Source organism: Desulfosarcina widdelii, from assembly GCF_009688965.1.
Lineage (GTDB): Bacteria > Desulfobacterota > Desulfobacteria > Desulfobacterales > Desulfosarcinaceae > Desulfosarcina > Desulfosarcina widdelii.
Window position 1 is genome coordinate 3511790 of the sequence record NZ_AP021875.1, and the last position, 20257, is coordinate 3532046.

Consider the following 20257-nt stretch of genomic DNA (forward strand, 5'->3'; position numbering starts at 1 on the left):
ATAACATTGATCATATTGCCGATTTCCGCATGATGCGAAAATGATTGTTTCATAAATGTAAACCCACACGTTAAGAGGAGAAAATGATGCGAATTGGAAGGAAAAACGGTTTGGCGATGATCTTGATGGTTTTTGCGGCGGCTTGGCTATGTGTACCCGCCGTTCAGGCAGCGGACACCATCCGCATGGGCGTGACCGGCGCCCACAGCGGCGACCTGGCCTCCTACGGCATCCCCAGCGTCAAGGCCGCCGAACTGGTGGCAAAAAAATTCAACGCCAAGGGCGGCGTGCTGGGGAAGCAGGTGGAACTGGTGGTGGAAGACGATCAGTGCAAAACCGAAGTGGCCGTCAATGTGGCTACCAAAATGCTAACCGAAGATGTGGACGTCGTCCTGGGTCACATCTGCAGCGGTCCATGCAAGGCTTCTTTGGGCATTTATGCCACCAAGGGGCTGATCCTCATGTCCCCTTCGGCGACCAATACCGACCTGACCAAAAGCGGCCAGCACAACAACTTCTTTCGGACTATCGCTCCAGACGATGCCCAGGCCAAGACCCAGATCGATTTCTGCCTGGATAAGCTGAAGGCCAAAACCATCGCCATCGTCCACGACAAGGGCGATTACGGCAAGGGCCTGGCAGAATTTGCCAAAGCCTTTCTGGAAAAAGACAGCCGCGGCGAACTGGTGCTCTATGAAGGCATCACCCCCGGCGCGGTCGACTATTCAGCGGTCATCAACAAGATCAAACGCTCCAAGGCCGACGTGATGCTGTACGGCGGTTTCCATCCCGAAGCCTCCAAACTGGTTCAGCAGATGCGCAGAAAGAATATGAAAACCATCTTCATTTCCGATGACGGCGTCAAAGACATCACCTTCATCAAGGTCGCCGGCAAATACGCCGAAGGCGTCTATGCCACCGGCCCCATGGACACGACCCAAAATCCCATGGCCATTGCCGCCATCGAAGAGCACCGCAAAACCTACGGATCGGATCCGGGCGCCTTTTTCCTCAACGCCTATGCCGCGGCAACAGCCATGCTCGAAGGGATTCAAATCGCCGGAACCTCGGATTTCGATGCCCTTTCCAAAACCCTGCGCAGCAATTATTTCGAAACGCCCCTGGGACGCATCAGCTTCGATGAGCGCGGGGATGCCATTGGCGTCGGCTTTGCCGTTTATCAGGTGCAAAACGGACAGTATGTAGAAATTAAATAGTGCCCATCCAGAAATGGCCAATTTGCCCGATATCTTTGTTGCCCGAAAAATTTTATCCTCGAAATATCAACCATATGACTCCGATAAAATTTCTCGTGCGCCTCGATCTCGACCAAATTTTCCTATTTCTGAATGAACACTATACAGCGGCCATAGCGTAAGGCCAAATGCTTTAAAACCCGAACGGGCGGTTGGATCGACCAACCGCCCGTTTTCGATTTGCGGGAAACCTTCTTGCAGTCCGCCGTGAATTGGGCTATGGCCGCTGATGACAGGAAATGACAGCCATTCCAATACACCGCGTTCTCAGGAAGCGTTCATGCCCGAACTGCCCGAAGTACAAACCGTAGTCGACACCCTGAACCGATGCGGCATCGTCGGACGTACTATCGGCGGTGCCCGGGTTCGCTGGCCGAAAACCATTGCCCACGAGTCGCCGGCCAGCTTTCGGCGCCGCATTCAAGGCTGCCGGATTCTACGCATCAACCGCCGGGGCAAGTACATCATATTGCACCTGTCAGAAGGCCTGACCCTTTTGATTCACCTGCGAATGACCGGCCGCTTGAACTGGACCCGCCGGGACCGGGCGTTCAATGCCCATGAACACGTCATTCTAAAAATCGGTCCTCGCCATGAACTGCGATTCCAGGACACCCGCAAATTCGGGAGAATCGTCTTGACCGATGCGCCGCAGGCGGTTCTTGGCAAACTCGGCCCCGAACCGCTGGGCAAAAACTTTACCCGGGCGCGTTTTTTCAGCATGCTTCAGGCCCGAAAACGCCAACTCAAGCCGCTTCTGCTGGATCAGACCTTTCTGGCAGGTCTGGGCAATATCTACGTCGACGAAGCCCTGTGGCAGGCCGGCGTCCATCCCTGTCGCCGGTCCGACACCCTGGACCGGAAGGAAACCGATGCCCTGCATCGGGCCATCCGAAAGGTGTTGAACCAGGGGCTGAGAAATCAGGGCACCTCCCTGGGCAGCGGCCAGGGCAACTTTCATGCGGTGGGCGATCGTCCGGGACGCAATGCGGACAAACTCAACGTGTTCCGCCGAACCGCCGCCCCCTGCCCGCGCTGTTGTGCAACCATCCAACGCATTATCGTGGGGCAGCGCTCCAGCCACATCTGTCCGGTTTGTCAGAAGGCGCCGGGGTGATTCGGGTAACAATCAACGGAACAAATACAAAACAACCACCAGAACCAGAATGGCCAGGCCCATCCAGACCACTCGTTTTTTGGTGAACAGCGGCGGCGATGTGGAGGAAGCGGCCCTGTCCTTGGCTTTGAATGCCCGGATGCGCTCGATCTTTTCCCGTTCTTCCTCGATCTCCTGGCGCCGGTGACCTTTGTCCCTTCGATCAAATGGCCCCGACCGCCGGTCTTCGGAAACGAAGATGTGCTTATGTCTCCGGTCGGTGATTTTTCTTCTTTCCATCGGTCTCTCCCTACAGGGCCCAAAAGAGTATCGGGGGAACAGGGTTTGGGCGCCACAATATCAAACAATGGATGCCACGCCACGGGGGGTCGACAGCCTTAAAGGCAGGTACTTACAATAAAAGCACTTCTCCGCCGGTTGTCAACTGCAAACTGGATCGTGTCTGTTGATGGAAGACATCGGTGGCCTTCGAATTATTGACTTTCCAGAGGACTTCCGATTAAATCCTGGCGCGCCACGCCGCCACACGCAGGCGGGACTGAAGGTTATAAATTCCGAGAAAAAAGATATCCGATTCAAGATGAAATCAGATCGTGTCGTTGTTACAGGTCGTGGCACCGTCAATGCCATCGCCGAAAATATAGATGACTTTGCCGCCGCTCTGAAAAATGGCAAATGCGGCATCGGCCCGGTCACCCTTTTCGATACCGACGGATACCGTACCCGCATTGGGGCCCAGGTTAACGGTTTCGATGCCCGGCAGCACATTCCGACCGCCTACTCCCTCAAACGTATGTCCCGGTCGGACTGTATGGCCATGGCGGCCGCCTTACAAGCCCTGGCCGAAGCCGGTCTGCTGCCCATGGAAGAGCGAAGCACCGCGCGGACCGGCGTAGTCATTGGCGGCGGCGCCGGCGGCATGCTGGAGTGCGAGCCGGTCTTCGCCCGCTACCTGGAAACCGGCGCCGATCGGATGCCGGTCTCGTCCTTTGCCGCATTCTCCTGCGCTTCGTCGGCGGACCACATCGCCACCCACCTGAAACTATTCGGCCCTCGCACCACCTTTATGACCGCCTGCTCCTCCGGCGCTACGGCCATCGGGTTCGCTCGGGACCTGATCCGCAGCCATGCCGCCGACATCATGGTTTGCGGGGGAACGGAGCCGTTGTGCCGCATAACCTATTCCGCCTTCAACGCCCTGCAGGCCGTGGACCCCGAGCCCTGCAAGCCATTCGACCGCAACCGCCAGGGGCTTACCCTGGGAGAAGGCGCCGGCATCGTGATCCTGGAATCGCTGGACCACGCCCGCAAGCGGGGCGCGCCAATCTACGGAGAAATCCTCGGCTGCGGAATTACCTGCGATGCTCACCACATGACCGCCCCCGACATCGAAGGTGCCGGTGCCGCGGCAGCCATGGCGGCGGCCCTGGCTGATGCCGGCATCTCGGCCGATCGGGTGGACTACATCAACGCCCACGGCACCGCCACTCCCGCTAACGACCGCATGGAAGCCCATGCCATCGAACGGGTGTTCGGCAATCGAGCCCGGCACATCCCGGTGAGTTCCACCAAATCGATGATCGGCCACACCCTTGGAGCCGCCGGGGCCATCGAGGCCGTAGCCTGCCTGCTGGCCATCGAGCGGGATTTCATTCCGCCCACCATCCACCACAATGCTACCGACGACGATTGCCCCCTGGACGTCGTACCGAGCCATTCGCGGCCGGCGCGATCAGACACGGTGCTCTCCAATTCATTTGCCTTCGGCGGCAACAACACCGCCCTGGTTCTGGGGCGATTTACCGAAAACGGCGGTGATCCATGAGCCGGCGGGTGGCAGTTACCGGAATGGGGCTGGTGAGCCCCCTGGGCATCGGCCGGGAATGCTTCGCCGAAGCGCTGTTCGGCGGCGTCGGCGGCATCGGTCCCATCGAAAACTTCGATGCCGAAGTATTCAAATCAAAGTGCGCAGCGGAAGTTCGCGATTTTTCGGCCAAGGACTTCATCTCCCCGCGGCTCCTGCGGCGCATGGACCGCCTTTCCCAGATGGTGGCCGCATCGGCGCGCATGGCCATCGAAGACGCAGGCGTGGACCTTGCCTCCTCAGACCGGGACCGCATGGGCATCGTCATGGGCACGGCCTTTGGCGCAACCGATGTCGCCTCCCGGTTCGCCGGCACCCTGTTCACCGAGGGTCCCCGCCGGGTCAACCCGATCCTGGTGCCCAACACGGTGATGAACGCCCCGGCCGGCCACACGGCCATCGAGTTGGGACTGCGGGGGATCAACACCACCCTGAACCATCGGGAGGGCTCGGCGGAAACGGCCATTGCCTGCGCAGCCATGCAGATTCGCGAGGGTCGGGCGGATATGATTCTCACCGGCGGCGGGGACATTCTCTCGCCCTTTTTCTTCTCGGTCCTGGAGCGGTTCCGGGCCCTGTCGCCCCAAAACAACGGTGAAGAAGCGGCGCGCCCCTTCGACCGCCGGCGCAACGGACCGGTGGCGGGTGAAAGCGTGGGTGTACTCTGCCTGGAACCGCTGGAATCGGCCCGCGCCCGGGGAGCGACCGTCTATTGTGAAATCGCCGGGTGGGGAATGAGCGGCGCACCCGCGCCGGCCAACGACTGGCCCGACAATCCGGACGGCATGCTGCGGGCCATGCAGGCGGCCATGGCCATGGCCGGCGTGGATCCTGAATCCATCGATGCGGTTTCCGCCGCGGCCAGCGGCGGCGTTCGGTCGGATCGGTTGGAAGCCCTGGCCCTGGAGCGGTGTTTCACCGGCACCCGTCAGCCTGTGGTGACCAGCATCAAGGGCGCCTTGGGAGAGAACTTCGCCTCTGGAGGCATCCGAACGGCAGCCATGGCGCTCGGCATCCATAGCGGCAAGGTGCCGCCCACCCTTGGGTTGACGGAGCCCATCACGCCTCTGGCCATGGTATCGGCTGACAGCCGGGAGATGTCTGTCGGTTACGGTTTGGTAAATGCCTGCGCGTCCGGTGGGACTTGTGTCAGTCTGCTTTTAAAAAAGCCGTGACAGCATCGTAAAAATCCCGATATCTGCGTTACGCTTCAGCCCTCGTCACTGCGGAGTACGTTTATGTACGCCTCATTCCTCGAAACTCGCAAGCCTTGATCTCGGCCTTTTTACAAAGCCGTCCGAAATTCAACTTTTTAGATTTCATCGATGTTGGTTAGTGTTCATCCAGAAATAGGAAAATTTGGTCGAGATCGAGGCGCCCGAAAAATTTTAGCTCGGGTTTTACCGCAGACGCCCCGAAGGAAGTGCCCTTGGGGTGTATATAGTTGATATTTCGAGGATAAAATTTTTCGCGCAACAAAGATATCGGGCAAATTGGTCATTTCTGGACGGACACTGATATGGTTGACAGTTGTCAAGAGAGAAAAGAACTTCCTGCCAACTGTTTTTCAGCGGTCCTTGTCAGGGTTATGTTCCAAGGCACCCAAAGGGGCGGAACCGGTGTTGCGACGGTTGATCACTCTGATATTCGCGGGTTGGGTACCGCATGACTTAGCTTCGTCGCGGAGCTGCCTCGGTCTAGTTTCGGGAGTTCGGCCATACGGCTTATCCATTAGTGTCCTCGAGGGTTCTCCTGACCGTGGTTGCGCCCCTGTGGCTGCCTTGGAACTTTGTTCGATTCGTGCGTTAAACGGTCTCCGTTGGTTACATATTGTTCTTTGACTATTCGTTGCCGTTAGGCGTTTGCCGGGGCTTCGATTTCATTGGCGATGGCCCACATAAATCCACACAGCTCCCGTGCGATGGCCGTTACGATCACCTGTTTGGCTTTGCCTTTATTCCACAGGTGCCGGTAGCGCGAACAAAGCCGGAGCTGGGCTTTCCATGCAATGTCACAAACGGATTCAGATAGGTCTTCTTGCCGTTTTAGCAAGGCCCGACTGACTCGGGCCGGAAGCCGGTAGGACCACGCCGCCTCGGCCAGGATACGGCGTACATGCCCATTGCCGGCCTTGGTAATCGAACCTCGTTTTGTCTTTTGGCCACTGGAATGCTCCGACGGCACCAGACCCAGGTAGCTCATCAACTCGGAAGGTGTATGGAACCTTTTCAGGTCGCCAATTTCGGCAACGGTTGTGGCAGCCACGATGGTCGAGACACCGCGCATGCTTTGAAGGGCTTGAACGATCGGGAAGAGCTGCCAATCAGGCAAAAGTTGTTGGATCTGTTCGGTCAGCCGTTGCACGCGTTCTTTGCATTGGTTCACGGTACCGATATACTCTTGCAAGACGACCTGTTGGGATCGATGGGGCATCTTGATATCGGACAGCCAGCGTATATGGGCCTTGCTCCACGGCGATCCGCCCGTATATCGTATACCATTGCGCAGGAGAAAAGACAGCAGGCGTTGCTTACTTCTTTTCTCGTCGCCTTTGGTATCTTCCCTGGCGCGGGTCAAATCTCGGATGGCTTCGTCTTCTGCTCGGGGAACATAAACAGCAGTCAGGTCACCGGAACGATGCAATCGTGCCAGCATCATGGCATCCCGGCGATCATTTTTGATCTGTTTGCCACTTGGCTTGGGAATCCTGGACGGCGCTACCACCGAACAATCCAAGCCTTGAGCGGCAAGGTGGCGATAAATCTCATAACCGCAGGGGCCGGCTTCGTAGACAAAGTGCAATTTCTTATCGGTACTGACCAGTCTTCGAACCACTTTGTCCAAAGCTGCCAGGGTTCCATCGATTTTGCCGTAGTGCCGTATTTGGCCCTTACGGCCTTCTTCAGCGATTGCGATGTCGATGGAATTTTTATGGACGTCCATACCGATAAATATGCTATAATTTGTCATGACCTGCCTCCTTGGTTTTGGCTCTGTGTTGGGGTTTGCAAATGACATCTAACATAACCCACGTTTGCAAGGATGGCAGGTCTTTTTCTATCAATAAGCTTGCCGGCGTCAGCGAAATTCATCATGGCTGAGAATGGGCCCACAAAAGCTCGTCGGAGGCCATGATGAATTTTCGCGGAAGGAACCTACCGGCTCGCCGTATTACTCGGTCTAAACTGTCAACCATTATGTCTAGTGAGGGCCGTTCTTCTCGTTTGGTTGCGTAGTGCCGTAGACGTTGTCCTCCGGCGGAGCGCCCCGTTCTTCGGCAGATAAGACGCACTGGCTGAAATGCGGCCGGGAACGGCGATTCAGGGCCACGAGCACCCGGACCACGGTATGGCTGATACTGCCGGTTTCGGCCTGGCGGATCATCTCCTCCAGGGCGGTGCGGTTGTCGTAGGAGGACTTTCGGTAAGGCCGCGGAGATATCAGCGCGTCGTAAACATCGCTGACCATGATGATGTCGGTCGTAAGACTGTCCATGGCGATGCCCAGCGGATATCCGCTGCCATCCTTGCGTTCGTGATGGTCCCGGGCCACCCTGGCGGCAAGAATATCGGGATCTCGGAAATAGTGGCTTAAGAGTACGTAGCCTGCCAGTGTGTGGTGGTGGAGATGTTCGAGCTCGGACGGTGTAAGCGGCGTCTCCTTGGTGAGAATTTCAATCGGGACGCACCGTTTGCCGATGTCGTGGACGGGACCGGCCAAAACCTCCTGGATCATGGCCGTCCTGTCGGCGATCAACTCACGGGTGATGAGAATGGAGAGGGCGAAAACCAGCAGGGTGTGACGATAGGTATAAAAATCCAGCTTACGAAAGTGGTATAGCGCTTCCAGCAGCGGCTCGGGCATGGTCACCTCCCCGGCAATATCCAACAAGGCGCGCATGCGGTCAGTACCTTTGAAAATCACATCATAAGGCGGTGCGGCGAAAAAGTCGTTCAGATCCGATCCCACCTGATAAAAATCCATCAGACGACAGGTTCCAATGGATGCAGTCGCAACGCAGGCCACGGACTGCATCGCCTCCCGGCTGAGAACCGTTCCGGCATCCAGCAAAAGATCTCCACGATGATCGGTCACCGAATGGGTGAGTCGATACTCCGACATGATCGATTCCTTTCCGTCGCGGGTGCCGACTTACAGGTGCAACCGTCAGCTTTTTACACGGCTCATGTACTGGCCGGTTTCCGTGTTGACGCGAATGATTTCCCCCGCGGTCATGTATTCGGGAACCAGAACGGAAACGCCGTTGGAAAGCTCGGCCGGTTTGTTGCGGTTGGTGGCGGTGGCCCCCTTGATAGCCGGGGCGGTATCTACGATCTCAAGATCGATCGTCTGCGGCAGTTCGATGCACAACGGATGTCCGTCCCGGAGCAGTGCCGTGATGCCCTCCAATCCGTCCACCAGCCACTGAATCTGCCCTTCCAGGGCTTCCTCTGAAAGCGTGTATTGCTCATAGTTCTCACTGTCCATGAACGTGTAGAGGTTCTGATCCCGGTATAGGAAACTGACCCGACGCTTGTCGACCGTCATCTCCTCCAAATTGTCGTTTCCCTTGTAAGTCTGATCGAGTTTCTGTCCACTGATCAGAGAGGCGTAGCGAACCTTGTACAGGGTGTTGGCGCCCCGCGCCGACGGGGTATGGACGTCGATCTGCTTGACCTGATAGGGGTGGTTGTCGATATTAATGATATGGCCTTTCTGAAGATTGCTGGCTTTGGGCACGGTGGTTCTCCTGTGAATGAATCGGTTTTAAAACTGGCCGGATATTCCGATCCGCGGCCATCGGTAGGCAGCCGCAGAATTGCGGCAGCTTTCTTATAGCGCTTATTCGGTTTCAGGGCAATATGGCAATCATGTCCAACGATGGGCAAAAGGTGCTTGATCAATACTCCGTGCTATGAGATTTATACTTTTATCTTGAAATCCTTTCTGCACCGCAGCACCCGTAATTCATTTTTTATATCGATGTGGCAACAACTCAGGAAAAAAAGCGGAATGAGACAACCTTCAATCTGAGGTCAGGGCAGCCATCCGAACACCATCCAGACGATCCGCCCTGCCCGAACTGCATCGTCGATATCCAGGATCAGCCGCGTGTTAGGGTGTGGCCGGGCTATTTCTTTTAATGTGCTGCTAACTTCTTATTGGTACGCATTTTTAATTGCATCTTTAAAATTTATGATATCGTAAAAAGTCGCAAAAGCGTCATGCCGGACTTGATCCGGCATCCAGGACATATTGAAAAGACTGGATTCCGGCCTTCGCCGGAATGACGAAAATATGGAATTGGTTACTTTTTACGAACCTGTCAAAATTATATCCGGAAAGGTAGTGAACATGAAATTTCATTTGTTTTTCAATCTAGTAACCGGAATCATTCTTGCTGTCATGACGGTTTTTCCCTCGCCCGCCCTCGCCGAGACATCTGAAAGTGAACTCGACGAACTCGCCAAAGAGCTGGCCAATCCTGTTGCGGACCTGGCTTTTCTTCCGTTTCAATCCAATTACGACACGAACATCGGCCCGGAGGACCACGGTTACCGTTTCACCCTGAACATTCAACCGGTGTTGCCGTTTGAACTCAATGAGACATGGAATCTGATTTCCCGGACCATCCTTCCGGTTATTCATCAAGAGGATATCTATCCCGGTGCCGGGAGTCAGACCGGCTTTGGCGACACCGTGCAATCCCTCTTTTTTTCGCCCCGCCCCGGCCCCAGCGGTGTGATCTGGGGTGCCGGGCCGGTTTTCCTGTTGCCCACGGCAACAGATGATCTGCTCGGAACCGAGAAATGGGGTGCGGGTCCAACAGCGGTCCTCCTCAAACAGACCGGTCCCTGGACCTATGGTGCTTTAGCCAACTACATCGAGTCCTTCGCCGGAAAAGGCGGTCGCGCAGACGTTTCATCGACGTATATCAACCCGTTCGTTTCCCGGGTGTTCCACGGCGGCTGGACCCTCGGCCTGCAGCTCGAACACACCATCGACCATGAAAACGATCAGGATACCGGCCAATGCTCCATGTTTCTGTCCAAGGTCACGCAAATCGGTGGTCAGATGTTCAGCTTCACCGTTGTACCCAAGTACTGGTACGAGGACTCCGCATCGAGTCCTGAAGGCTTCGGATTTCGGTTTTCCGTTTCAGTTTTGTTCCCCCGGTAATGCAGGGAAATTCCCTTCCACAACAAAAGACAGAGTCAAAACCGCTTTTTGGAAGCCTGACCTCAAGCGGGATCGTTTCCAACCATTTCAACAAGGAGGAACACGATGTCAGAAAAACATGAAAAGGAACATGGTTGCAGTCATCAGGGCGGCTGTGGCTGTACGCCACCCCTGTTTGTCAACATGGTCGAAAAGGCCGGATTGGCGCTGTCGCGGCGTGATTTCATCAAGGGGACGACGGCGGTAGGCGGAATGTTTGCCATCGGCGGCCTTGCATCCCCCATGTTTGCCGGCTGCAAGGGCGGCGAAAAAGACAAACCCGCCGAGGCCGTCGCAAAGGACATCGCCGAGGCCATTTACCACGGCGGTCCGATCCTGACCATGGTCAGGGACGGCGACCGCGCGGAGGCCCTGGCGGTAAAGGACGGGCGGATCATGGCTGTGGGCGCCAAAGCCGACATCATGGCCAGAAAGGGAGATGCCACCAAGTTGATCGATCTGGGCGGGAAAACGCTCATGCCGGGGTTTTACGATCCCCACTCCCATGTAGTTTTGCAGTCAGTCAAGTTTGCCACGGCCAATCTCGATCCCATTCCCATCGGCAAGATCGGCTCCATCGCCGATATCCAGCAAACCTTGCGCGAATGGATCAAAGAAAAGAAACCTGCCCCCGGAAAGTGGGTCATCGGCTGGGGCTATGACGATACCGGCATCAAGGAACAGCGCCACCCGACCCGTGAGGACCTGGATGCGGTGTCCACCGAGCACCCGATTCTGCTGATGCACATTTCCGCCCATCTGATGGCCGGCAACAGCAGGCTCATGGAAGAGATCGGCGTCACGAAGGACACCAAGGATCCCGAGGGCGGGGTCATCCAGCGCAAGTCCGGAAGTAACGAACCCAACGGCGTGCTGGAAGAAAATGCCATGCTTCTGGTGCTGAAAAAGATACCTGCGCCTTCGCCGGAGCAGGCCATGGCTATGCTCGAAGAGGGGTTGCGTCACTATGCCAAGGCGGGAATCACCACCGCCCAGGACTGCGCCAGCGGCAAGGGCACATGGCAGCTTCTGGCGGCCATGGCACAGGCGAACAAGCTGCCCATCGATGTCAACGCCTGGGCGCTGTACAAGGGGGTTGACGACGCCACCTTCGATGCCATTGCGGCCCATAAAAACGACAACGGCCGCCTGAGACTGGGAGGTGTCAAAATTGTCCTGGACGGTTCTCTCCAGGGCTATACGGGTTACCTTTCCCGGCCCTACCATGTCCAGCCCGGCAAAACCCAAATCGCCACCGATCATTGCGACAGCGAGGAGGCTGAAAGCCTCTTCGTCAGCCCGGACAATCAAACCGACATATCGGAAGATCTGCAGGCGCCCGGTGAAGGCCATCGCGGCTACCCCAGCATGACTCAGGAACAGGTCGATACCTGGGTCCGGCGCTGCGATACCGCCAACGTTCAAATTCAGGCCCACACCAACGGGGACGCCGCCACGGACATGCTCATCGCGGCCGTGAAAAAGGCCCGGACGGACAAGCCCCGGCCGGAATTGCGTACCACCATCATCCACGCCCAGACCATGCGCGAGGATCAACTCGATTTCGCGGCCGAACATGGCCTTACGCCTTCGTTTTTCCCGATCCATGTTTATTTCTGGGGCGACCGCCATCGCGACCTGTTCCTCGGACCGGAGCGGGCAGCGCGCATCAACCCCTCCCGCTCGGCCCTGGACCGAAATATCAAGATCACCCTGCACCATGACGCGCCGGTGGCGGGCATCGACATGCTGGCGGTGGCCTGGACCGCTGTCAACCGCATGACCTCCGGCGGCAAGGACCTGGGGCCGGAGCAGCGCATTACGCCTTTCGAGGCTTTCCGTGCTATCACCGCAGATGCCGCCTGGCAGAATTTCGAGGAAGATCGCAAGGGCACGCTGGAAGCGGGAAAACTGGCGGACCTGGTGGTGCTCTCGGACGACCCGCTTTCCATCGATCCCATGAAGATCAGGGATATTCGGGTGTTGGAAACCATCAAGGACGGGCAAAGCATCTTCTCGGTCAAATGTAGAGCAACCGCTACGAAACCAATAAAATTTATTACGTTGGGACTAAGATAACCAGGGGCGATATACAAAAATTAGATCATGCGGGATTCAACGGCTTACAAGGAGACTGCCAATGCTAAAATCCCTGTTTTTTTGTTTTCTTTATCTGCTGTCTATTACTACTGCTTGCGCTCAGGAGCCCGAAGCGGCATCCAGACGGCCCGTTAATCCACTTTTTAAGGAATTTACAGCGGAAGAGTCGCACGGGTATATGAAAAATTTCGTCCTGAACGATGCACTTGCTGCGGGACGCGCCGCAATCTGGTTTGGCACGAACGCCGCACAGGTGCTTCCGACAGCGATTGTGCCCAATCGGCAAGCCGCCAGAGCATTGCAGTCCGAGCTAATGCCTCAGATCGGCAAGGTCACCACGACCACAAGCCTGGGTGAGATGATCCTTGATCAATTCCTCTATCATCCGAAAAGTTACGCGGAAGCGTTCATCGTCGTTCACAAGGGCCGTATCGTCTTCGAACAATATCCCGGCATGAAGGCGGCAGATGCCCATGTGACGTCTTCGGCCGCCAAAGTATTTGCATCTCTTCTGATTGATCTTCTCATTGAAGAGGGGAAGATCGACGAGCAGAAGACCATGGCCGATTATGTTCCCGAATTTGCAGGAACCGTCTGGGCCCCGATCAAAGTCATTGACGTTATGGATATGACCACGGGCCTGGATCCTGTTGACGGACCCGAGCATTTTGCCAACCCTGACACCGTTACCGCACGAATGCTAAGAGCTGAGCTTGGCGAGCCTTACAAGGGGAACGTCGAGACCCTGCTCGATGTCATGAATTCGGCAAAGCCTGTGAGTAAACCCGGTGAGTATTTCACCTATACCTCCACGGCAACCCAGGCCCTGGTCTTCCTGGCTGAAGCTGCCAGCGGTCAGACCTGGGCGGACGCCTTTGACCAGCGGATCTGGTCAAGGATGGGTGTCGAGGGGACGTTCCAGGTCCATCTCTCCCCTGATGGAATCGCCCTTGCCCACGGCCTTCTATCGGTGCGGCTGAGGGATCTTGCGCGTTTCGGAATGCTCTACACACCGAGCTGGAGCGAGATCACCGTGGAGCAGATCGTGACACCGAAGATACTGGGACGCACGCGCGTGCCCTATCGAAGCCGAAATTTTTACAGGGCCGGGCCGTCCGGCAAAAAATTCATGGAAAGACTCGGCGACGACAGCGTGCGATCCGCGGGGCGGCAATGGGATGCGGTCTGGGATGATGGCGACTTTTTCAAATCCGGTTTGAACACCCAGGGGATCTATGTTTCCCCGGCGCGAGACCTTGTCATCGCCTATTTTTCTGTAGAGCCGACACAGCAGATTCAGAAATATCTCCGTCCGCTCGTGACGTCGGGGTTGTTTGATAAGTAAATCGGTTCCATATTTGATTTTTAACGGAGAGAGGTGCCCGTTTACGCTCATTGTTGCAAGGCATAACCCGCGGTTCACAGGCCGCGCGTACCTCTCGGCCTGTGAATCGCAGCGTTCGGCAAGAGAAGGGAAAACCATATGACAAAGAGATGTTTGGTTACAATCGTCCTGATACTTGTCACGGCAGTTTTTGCCCAGGCGGCAGACAACATGAAAGCTTTCCCGCCTGCCGGGGAAGGCATGGTGAGGTATGTCCTGCAGCTACCCGAGCAGGCGGATGAGTCTGCATTCAGAGTGGAGTTGATCGTCGGCAAGACTGTCCGAATAGAAAAGGAAAACAGATATTTCTTCACTGGAGAAATCGAGGCACAGACAATCGCGGGGTGGGGATACACGCGATATACGGTCAGCAAGCTGGGAGCGATGGCAGGCACACTCATGGCGGTTGACCCGAATTCACCGAAGGTCGATCGGTTTGTCACACTGGGAGGAGAACCCTACCTTATTCGTTACAACAGTCGTTTGCCCGTGGTCATGTATGTCCCTGAAGGTGCGGAAGTGCGTTACCGGATATGGAGCGCCGGGGCCGAGATGAAGACAATGGAGAGATAAATGATGGTTAGATGGGTTTGCTGTTAAGCAAAAACAATTTCCCCCGGATAAGAGCCCAATTGTGGAGATAAAAATGAGAGCATTAAAGACAACTATTTTACTGACAGCAACTTTCTTATTAATAATTTCCTGCACCTTAAATCAAAAAATCAGAACGATGGATTCCGATAAGGGAATTACCCTGGTGGTAAGCGCTGATATCGTCACCATGAATCCGGAACAACCGTCGGCCGACGCTATGGCAGTGTCCGGGGACCGCATCGTTGCCATCGGGTCTGAATCCGAGGTGCGGGCAGCCATCGGCGACTATGCAAAATTTTACAATCTGGAAGGCCGGACAATCGTTCCCGGCTTTATCGAATCCCATGACCACATGTATATGTCCAGTTCCCAATATGTGGTGACGGATGTGACGCCCTTCACCACTCCTACGCTTGCGGCCGCGCTTGAGGAAATCAAACATTCCGAGCCCGATGAAGAGGGGTGGATTGTCGGATTCGGCGCGGATCAGCAATTGTACGAGGAGAAAAAAGGCCCCACGCGCGACCTGCTGGACGACCTGTTCCCCAACACGCCCGTGGTGATTTTTCACCTAAGCGGTCATGGGGCCTTCGTCAACAGCGTGGCCCTGCAGCGGGCCGGCGTGGACGAGACTACCCCCGATCCCCAGGGCGGATACTATGAAAAAGACAAAACCGGCCGGCTCACCGGTTATCTGTCCGGCCAGCCGGCGGTTTACACCGTAAAGAATTTTCCCAATCCAACACCTGAGATCGCCCGCCTGGCGGCGGAGGCAAGGGCGGCCAAGGGTGTGACCACGGCTTCCGAATTTGCCATCATGAATATCTTCGTGCTCGAAGGACTGCAGGAAGCAACCAACTCACCGGACTTTCCCGTGCGCATGGTCGGAGGACTGTTCTCCACCATTCCCGATTTCGAGGAGATCGCCCCGCGCTTGAAAAATTATGAAAACGACCTGTTTAAAATTCCGTTCATCAAAACCTGGACGGACGGCTCCATCCAGGGCGGGACAGGCCATCTTACCGAAGGGTATCACCACCACGGCATGGGCGGGGAAGGCGCCATCGGCTCACAGGATTTCTTCAACAAGCAGGTGCTGCGCATGTATGAACTCGGTTACTGGCCCGCCATCCATACCAACGGCGACGGCGCGGTGGATGTGGCATTGAATGCCATTGAATATGCCCAAAAGACCCTGGGGAATAAAGCCGCTAAGACCATCCGGCCCCAGCTCATTCACGTCCAGTACACGCGGCCCGGTCAGATTGAGCGGATGGCGGAACTGAAGGCCTATCCCACTTTTTTCACGACCCATGTCTATTACTACGGCGACACCCATTATGAAACCACCCTGGGACCCGAGCGCGCCCAGCGGCTCAGCGCCATGGCGGATGCTTTCCGCGCAGGTGTCAAACCCGCCATGCACAATGACCCGCCGGTCACCCCCGTGGACCCGCTGCTCAACATGTGGATCGCCGTGAAACGCCAATCCAAAAGCGGCCGGGTGCTCGGCGCCGATCAGGCCATCACGCCCCAACAGGCCCTGGAAGCCTACACCATCAATGCGGCGTATCAGTTCGGCATGGAAAAGGATGCGGGATCCCTTGAAGCCGGCAAGTACGCGGATTTTGTCGTGCTGGACCGCAACCCCCTGGAGGTCGATCCCGATGAGATCAGAAACATTCATGTGCTGGCCACCGTGCGCGGCGGCATGGTCACTTATGCTGATGTTCCGGAATATGACAGGATCGATCCGCCGGTTAAAAAACGGTAATTTTACTGTGTAAATGTTCCCATTAAAATAATCGGAGAATACTATAAAGGTAGAAAATGAAATCTCGCTTTTCGCTTTCACTTTTGATTGCAGCAGCCGTAATGTTTGCGGATTTATCGGGCACTGCGTTCGCTGAAAAAGCGTCCAAATCGGATTATGCCATTCCTGCGGAGCTGAAGCCGGTCTGGACTTGGAAAAAAGGCTATTCCGCCGAAGAAAGCCAATCCTTCCGCCGGGCATATCTGCCCGATTCGGGGGTGACGGCGAATGATATCGGCAGTTGGGCCGCATCGCGGATGAGTGAAATCGGGCCGTCGGCCATCGTACACCGCAATGGTCCGGTTTCCGCGCTCAAAACGAAACCGATGCCGGAAATAGCCGACGTCACGGCCACCACAGCCCTGGGAACCATGACCCTGCGCGAGATGATGGACGACTCGCGCTCTCGGTTTAAAGCGATTACCGTTGTTCATAAAGGCAAAGTGGTCTTTGAGAAATACATTGGCATCCGCGATTGGGACAATCACCTCTGGGCTTCGGCGACAAAGATATTTAACGGAACCCTGGGATATATAATCAGCGAAGAAGGATTGATCGACCTGGAAAAACCAGTGCCGTACTATTTGCCGGAACTGAAAGACACGGCCTGGGAAGGGGTCAAGGTAGCTGATGCGCTGCACCAGCGCTCAGGCCTCGATATCAGCGAAAGCCGCCTGGGCAGCGCACCCGATCATCCGGTAACCCTGTTTTATGCCATCATCGGGGGTGATCCGAACCTTCCTGCCGACGTCTCGCTGTTATACGCAGTCAAGGCCTCCCAAAAGCGCCTGGAGCCCGGCGAGACCTTCGAGTATTCGTCGATCAACACTCATGTAATCACGCTTATACTGGAAAAGGTTACCGGAAAACCGATTGAGGATCTGATTACGGAGAGGATATGGAGCAAAGCCGGCATGGAAGGAGACGGTGTGCTCGGCCTTTCGGCCGACGGCGAACCGATGGCGTTCGGAGCCTACGCCGCCCGCCTGCGCGACCTGGCGCGTTTCGGCATTCTGTTTACGCCCAGTTGGAACACGGTTGCCAAAGAGCGCGTTGTATCCGAAAACTACTTTAAAAAGGCAAACGCCGCCGCAAAGCGCGAGGCATACGGCAGGGACTATATGAGCCAGCGTCTTATAAAGGATTTCGGCGGAACGGATATTGGTGCTTCCTACCAGTGGGACGCGGTTTTCCCGGACGGCGACCTTTATAAGTCAGGACGCACCGGCCAGTGCCTGTACGTTTCGCCCGAAACCGACACGGTGGTCGTCTGGTACTCCTCCGCTTACAAGGCGGAAATCTGGGTGCACGCCTATGCCCGCGAAATAGTAAAACAGGTGTTTCGGAAAAAGTGATCCGAAATGTTAAGATATTTTTCTATGGTAAGTGGAGATAGCCATATGCGGCTCATTTTTTTAGTGCTGTTTGTGTTTGTATACTTTACAGTGCCTGCGATGGCTGAAGAAACTGCTATCAACGTGCCGGACACCGATGTTTCAGTCCAGTCGGATGATAAAGCGTCTGAGCCCAAGTCCAAATCTTCTCCCTGGCTGGCCGTTCCCATGGTCAGCAGCGACCCCAAGGTGGGCACTTCAGCAGGCGGCATGGTAGGCTACCTGTTCAAGCTGGACCCTGATTCCACGTCTTCAATGCTGGGTGTGGGAGGGACCTACAGCACAACGGATTCATTGCTGGGGGGTGTCTTTCTGCGTACCTATTGGGACCAGGACAGCAAACGATTCATCTTTTTCGGGGGTGGCGGCAAAATAGAAAATGACTATGAAGACTTCCTCGGCTCAGGGCTCCCCGCCCAGACCACCGACAATATGAAGGTCTTGCAGGCACGCTACCTGCAAAAGGTGAAGGGTAAATGGTTTGCCGGCGTAAAGGGAACATATACCAATTATCTGATTTCGTCGGAAGACGGCAATGTTAACAATGCACTGGATTCCCTTGGACTGACAGGGTTCGATTCGGTCGCCCTCGGTCTGATCGCCATGTACGATAGCCGGAACAATCAGAACTCCCCCAGCGAAGGCATTCGGTTGAACCTCGAAAATTTCGCTTACAGGGAAGCTCTGGGAGGTGAGGAAAATTTTGATGTCTATACCATGAAGTACCGCCACTACCTGCCTCATGGCAACGGTCATGTGCTTGGCCTACAGGGCTGAGGGTCGCTGGACATCGGACGCCAGCCCCGGGGGTTATTCCAGCGTTTATCTGAGGGGCTATACTCGCGGGCAATACCTGGCACCGCATTCAACCATGATTGAAATCGAAGAGCGACTGCATCTTAAAGGCCGCTTCGGCCTCAATGTCTTTGCCGGTCTGGCCTCTCTCTATGGTGACGGTTTGAATGCTTTTGACTCTGACAACCTGTATCCTTCCATCGGTGTGGGTGGACAGATCATGTTAAAAGAGGCGGAGCAGATAACAATGACATTTGACTTTGCTTTCGGGGAATCGGGCAACAACGGCTTTTATATGCGTTTCGGTCAGGCATTCTGATCCGTTTACACGGATGATCTGTCCGTCAGCTCGCGCAAAATCATAAAATCCAGAAAGGAGATCATGAAAAATCTGTACAAAGAGCTTTGGTTTCAGGTGATGACGGCGATGGTGATGGGATTGATTGTCGGCCTGGTTCTCTCGCCCTTTGGCTTAGGGGTGCTATCGGAAACAGTGGTCGAGCACGTTGCCCCCTGGATCGCCCTTCCCGGCAATCTGTTCCTCGCCATGATCAAAATGGTAGTCATTCCCCTGGTACTATCCTCCATCATACTGGGCATCACTTCGTCGGAAGACATCAATTTTCTCAAAAGAGTTTCTATGAGAATATTTCCCTATTTCGTCGCCACGACGATGGCGGCGACGGCCATCGGCGCCGGTACGGCGCTGGTAATCCAACCCGGCAATTACATCGATTCGACCCTGATCGCCGATGTGATGGAAAACAGCCCGGAAGTCGATACGCCCGTTGTAGAAACCGTGGAAGAGCAGCATCTCACCGATCGGCTGATCGATTTGATCCCTACGAACTACATCAAATCCGCGTTGAATCAGGACATGCTGGCCACGGTGATCCTGGCGCTTTTCATTGGCATGGCCATGGTGGCCGTTGCGCCGGATCGAATGAAGCCGATGTTCGAATTCATCGGCGCCGTCCAGGATATCTCGATGAAGATCATCGAATGGGCCATGAAACTGGCCCCCATTGCCGTCTTTGCCCTGATCTGTAACATCACCATGCGGGTGGGGGTCGGGGCCATTGTCGGCATGGCCGCATACATGGGAGCCGTAGTGCTTGGCCTGCTTTTGCTGCTGTTTCTTTACCTTTTCATCGTCTGGGCCTTGGGGAGAATGTCTCCCCTCGAATTTTTGAAAAATATCGGAAGCGTTCAGTTGCTGGCATTCTCCACGTCCAGTTCGGCAGCAACCATTCCCCTGGCCATGACCACCGCCGAAGAACGGTTGAAGGTGGATGGGCCGATCGCACGATTTATCATCCCGCTGGGTGCCACCATCAACATGGATGGTACGGCACTCTACCAAGTTTGCGCGACGGTGTTTCTCAGCCAGGTATACGGCGTGGCAATGGGTCCGGCAACGCTGGTGGCCGTGATCATCACCACCGTGGGCGCCTCCATCGGGACGCCGAGCACACCGGGGGTCGGCATCGTCATCCTGGCGACCATTCTTCAGGGAATCGGGATTCCACCTTCGGGCATTGCCCTGATCATCGGTGTGGATCGTATTCTGGACATGACCCGCACGACCGTGAACGTCTCCGGTGATCTTACGGCCAGCGTTGTCATGAATCGCCTGCTTAAAAATATCGAAAAGTAGCCGGATCGTTGGGCAATTGACAATTCCCGGGCATTTGAGTACATCTGTGGGAAATCATTCATTT

Annotated in this window: 17 protein-coding genes; 13 read left to right on the top strand and 4 right to left on the bottom strand. The window is 55.7% G+C overall.

Annotated elements, in window-relative coordinates; all coding sequences use genetic code 11:
* The first annotated feature begins 83 nt into the window (after positions 1 to 83).
* The gene (locus tag GN111_RS16290) at positions 84 to 1217 is read left to right on the top strand and encodes a branched-chain amino acid ABC transporter substrate-binding protein (protein ID WP_197740566.1); all 1134 of its coding nucleotides are present in this window, start codon (positions 84 to 86) and stop codon (positions 1215 to 1217) included.
* Positions 1218 to 1536: 319 nt separating this feature from the next.
* On the top strand, positions 1537 to 2373 hold the full coding sequence (gene mutM / locus GN111_RS16295; protein ID WP_155304760.1) for a DNA-formamidopyrimidine glycosylase: 837 nt from the start codon (positions 1537 to 1539) through the stop codon (positions 2371 to 2373).
* 12 nt (positions 2374 to 2385) lie between these two features.
* Here mutM and GN111_RS16300 read toward each other — a convergent pair whose 3' ends face one another.
* Positions 2386 to 2652, bottom strand: a complete 267-nt coding sequence (locus GN111_RS16300; RefSeq protein WP_155304761.1) for a hypothetical protein — start codon at positions 2650 to 2652, stop codon at positions 2386 to 2388.
* 301 nt (positions 2653 to 2953) lie between these two features.
* Here GN111_RS16300 and GN111_RS16305 point away from each other — a divergent pair, with 301 nt between their 5' ends.
* Positions 2954 to 4198: a beta-ketoacyl-[acyl-carrier-protein] synthase family protein gene (locus tag GN111_RS16305; protein WP_170302331.1), complete on the top strand. Its 1245-nt coding sequence runs from the start codon at positions 2954 to 2956 to the stop codon at positions 4196 to 4198.
* The gene (locus GN111_RS16310) at positions 4195 to 5412 is read left to right on the top strand and encodes a beta-ketoacyl-[acyl-carrier-protein] synthase family protein (RefSeq protein ID WP_155304763.1); all 1218 of its coding nucleotides are present in this window, start codon (positions 4195 to 4197) and stop codon (positions 5410 to 5412) included. The genes GN111_RS16305 and GN111_RS16310 overlap by 4 nt, the downstream gene beginning before the upstream one ends.
* Before the next feature lie 679 nt (positions 5413 to 6091).
* On the opposite strand, the gene GN111_RS16315 is transcribed toward GN111_RS16310, so the two are convergent.
* The 3 genes from GN111_RS16315 to efpL all read right to left on the bottom strand — a co-directional run bounded on the left by GN111_RS16315 (position 6092) and on the right by efpL (position 8977).
* A complete protein-coding gene (locus GN111_RS16315; RefSeq protein ID WP_155304764.1) occupies positions 6092 to 7207 on the bottom strand; it encodes an IS110 family RNA-guided transposase in 1116 nt (371 codons plus the stop codon).
* Positions 7208 to 7438: 231 nt separating this feature from the next.
* Positions 7439 to 8359: an HD-GYP domain-containing protein gene (locus GN111_RS16320; protein ID WP_155304765.1), complete on the bottom strand. Its 921-nt coding sequence runs from the start codon at positions 8357 to 8359 to the stop codon at positions 7439 to 7441.
* 45 nt (positions 8360 to 8404) lie between these two features.
* Complete coding sequence (efpL, locus tag GN111_RS16325) at positions 8405 to 8977, bottom strand: elongation factor P-like protein EfpL (protein WP_155304766.1); 573 nt, start codon at positions 8975 to 8977, stop codon at positions 8405 to 8407.
* A 615-nt stretch (positions 8978 to 9592) separates the two neighbouring features.
* Between efpL and GN111_RS16330 the strand changes: the two genes are divergently transcribed.
* From GN111_RS16330 to GN111_RS16370, 9 genes are all read left to right on the top strand, one after another.
* Entirely contained in the window at positions 9593 to 10417 is an 825-nt protein-coding gene (locus tag GN111_RS16330; RefSeq protein WP_197740567.1) for a hypothetical protein, read from the top strand.
* Between the two features lie 105 nt (positions 10418 to 10522).
* A complete protein-coding gene (locus GN111_RS16335; protein WP_155304767.1) occupies positions 10523 to 12535 on the top strand; it encodes an amidohydrolase family protein in 2013 nt (670 codons plus the stop codon).
* A 61-nt stretch (positions 12536 to 12596) separates the two neighbouring features.
* Complete coding sequence (locus tag GN111_RS16340) at positions 12597 to 13901, top strand: serine hydrolase domain-containing protein (protein ID WP_155304768.1); 1305 nt, start codon at positions 12597 to 12599, stop codon at positions 13899 to 13901.
* A 138-nt stretch (positions 13902 to 14039) separates the two neighbouring features.
* Positions 14040 to 14513 carry an ecotin gene (locus tag GN111_RS16345; RefSeq protein ID WP_155304769.1) on the top strand — a complete coding sequence of 158 codons (474 nt, stop codon included), beginning with the start codon at positions 14040 to 14042 and terminating at the stop codon, positions 14511 to 14513.
* Positions 14514 to 14670: 157 nt separating this feature from the next.
* Positions 14671 to 16308, top strand: a complete 1638-nt coding sequence (locus tag GN111_RS16350; protein WP_170302332.1) for an amidohydrolase — start codon at positions 14671 to 14673, stop codon at positions 16306 to 16308.
* 101 nt (positions 16309 to 16409) lie between these two features.
* A complete protein-coding gene (locus GN111_RS16355; protein WP_197740568.1) occupies positions 16410 to 17702 on the top strand; it encodes a serine hydrolase domain-containing protein in 1293 nt (430 codons plus the stop codon).
* Positions 17703 to 17747: 45 nt separating this feature from the next.
* Positions 17748 to 18518 carry a BamA/TamA family outer membrane protein gene (locus GN111_RS16360; RefSeq protein ID WP_155304772.1) on the top strand — a complete coding sequence of 257 codons (771 nt, stop codon included), beginning with the start codon at positions 17748 to 17750 and terminating at the stop codon, positions 18516 to 18518.
* A gap of 94 nt (positions 18519 to 18612) precedes the next feature.
* Positions 18613 to 18855, top strand: a complete 243-nt coding sequence (locus GN111_RS16365; RefSeq protein ID WP_155304773.1) for a hypothetical protein — start codon at positions 18613 to 18615, stop codon at positions 18853 to 18855.
* A 63-nt stretch (positions 18856 to 18918) separates the two neighbouring features.
* On the top strand, positions 18919 to 20193 hold the full coding sequence (locus GN111_RS16370; RefSeq protein ID WP_197740569.1) for a dicarboxylate/amino acid:cation symporter: 1275 nt from the start codon (positions 18919 to 18921) through the stop codon (positions 20191 to 20193).
* Positions 20194 to 20257: the final 64 nt, after the last annotated feature.

Coding starts and splice junctions, on each gene's coding strand:
- GN111_RS16290 (WP_197740566.1), top strand. CDS start 84: ATGATGCGAATTGGAAGGAAAAACGGTTTGGCGATGATCTTGATGGTT.
- mutM (WP_155304760.1), top strand. CDS start 1,537: ATGCCCGAACTGCCCGAAGTACAAACCGTAGTCGACACCCTGAACCGA.
- GN111_RS16300 (WP_155304761.1), bottom strand. CDS start 2,652: ATGGAAAGAAGAAAAATCACCGACCGGAGACATAAGCACATCTTCGTT.
- GN111_RS16305 (WP_170302331.1), top strand. CDS start 2,954: ATGAAATCAGATCGTGTCGTTGTTACAGGTCGTGGCACCGTCAATGCC.
- GN111_RS16310 (WP_155304763.1), top strand. CDS start 4,195: ATGAGCCGGCGGGTGGCAGTTACCGGAATGGGGCTGGTGAGCCCCCTG.
- GN111_RS16315 (WP_155304764.1), bottom strand. CDS start 7,207: ATGACAAATTATAGCATATTTATCGGTATGGACGTCCATAAAAATTCC.
- GN111_RS16320 (WP_155304765.1), bottom strand. CDS start 8,359: ATGTCGGAGTATCGACTCACCCATTCGGTGACCGATCATCGTGGAGAT.
- GN111_RS16330 (WP_197740567.1), top strand. CDS start 9,593: ATGAAATTTCATTTGTTTTTCAATCTAGTAACCGGAATCATTCTTGCT.
- GN111_RS16335 (WP_155304767.1), top strand. CDS start 10,523: ATGTCAGAAAAACATGAAAAGGAACATGGTTGCAGTCATCAGGGCGGC.
- GN111_RS16340 (WP_155304768.1), top strand. CDS start 12,597: ATGCTAAAATCCCTGTTTTTTTGTTTTCTTTATCTGCTGTCTATTACT.
- GN111_RS16345 (WP_155304769.1), top strand. CDS start 14,040: ATGACAAAGAGATGTTTGGTTACAATCGTCCTGATACTTGTCACGGCA.
- GN111_RS16350 (WP_170302332.1), top strand. CDS start 14,671: ATGGATTCCGATAAGGGAATTACCCTGGTGGTAAGCGCTGATATCGTC.
- GN111_RS16355 (WP_197740568.1), top strand. CDS start 16,410: ATGTTTGCGGATTTATCGGGCACTGCGTTCGCTGAAAAAGCGTCCAAA.
- GN111_RS16360 (WP_155304772.1), top strand. CDS start 17,748: ATGCGGCTCATTTTTTTAGTGCTGTTTGTGTTTGTATACTTTACAGTG.
- GN111_RS16365 (WP_155304773.1), top strand. CDS start 18,613: ATGATTGAAATCGAAGAGCGACTGCATCTTAAAGGCCGCTTCGGCCTC.
- GN111_RS16370 (WP_197740569.1), top strand. CDS start 18,919: ATGAAAAATCTGTACAAAGAGCTTTGGTTTCAGGTGATGACGGCGATG.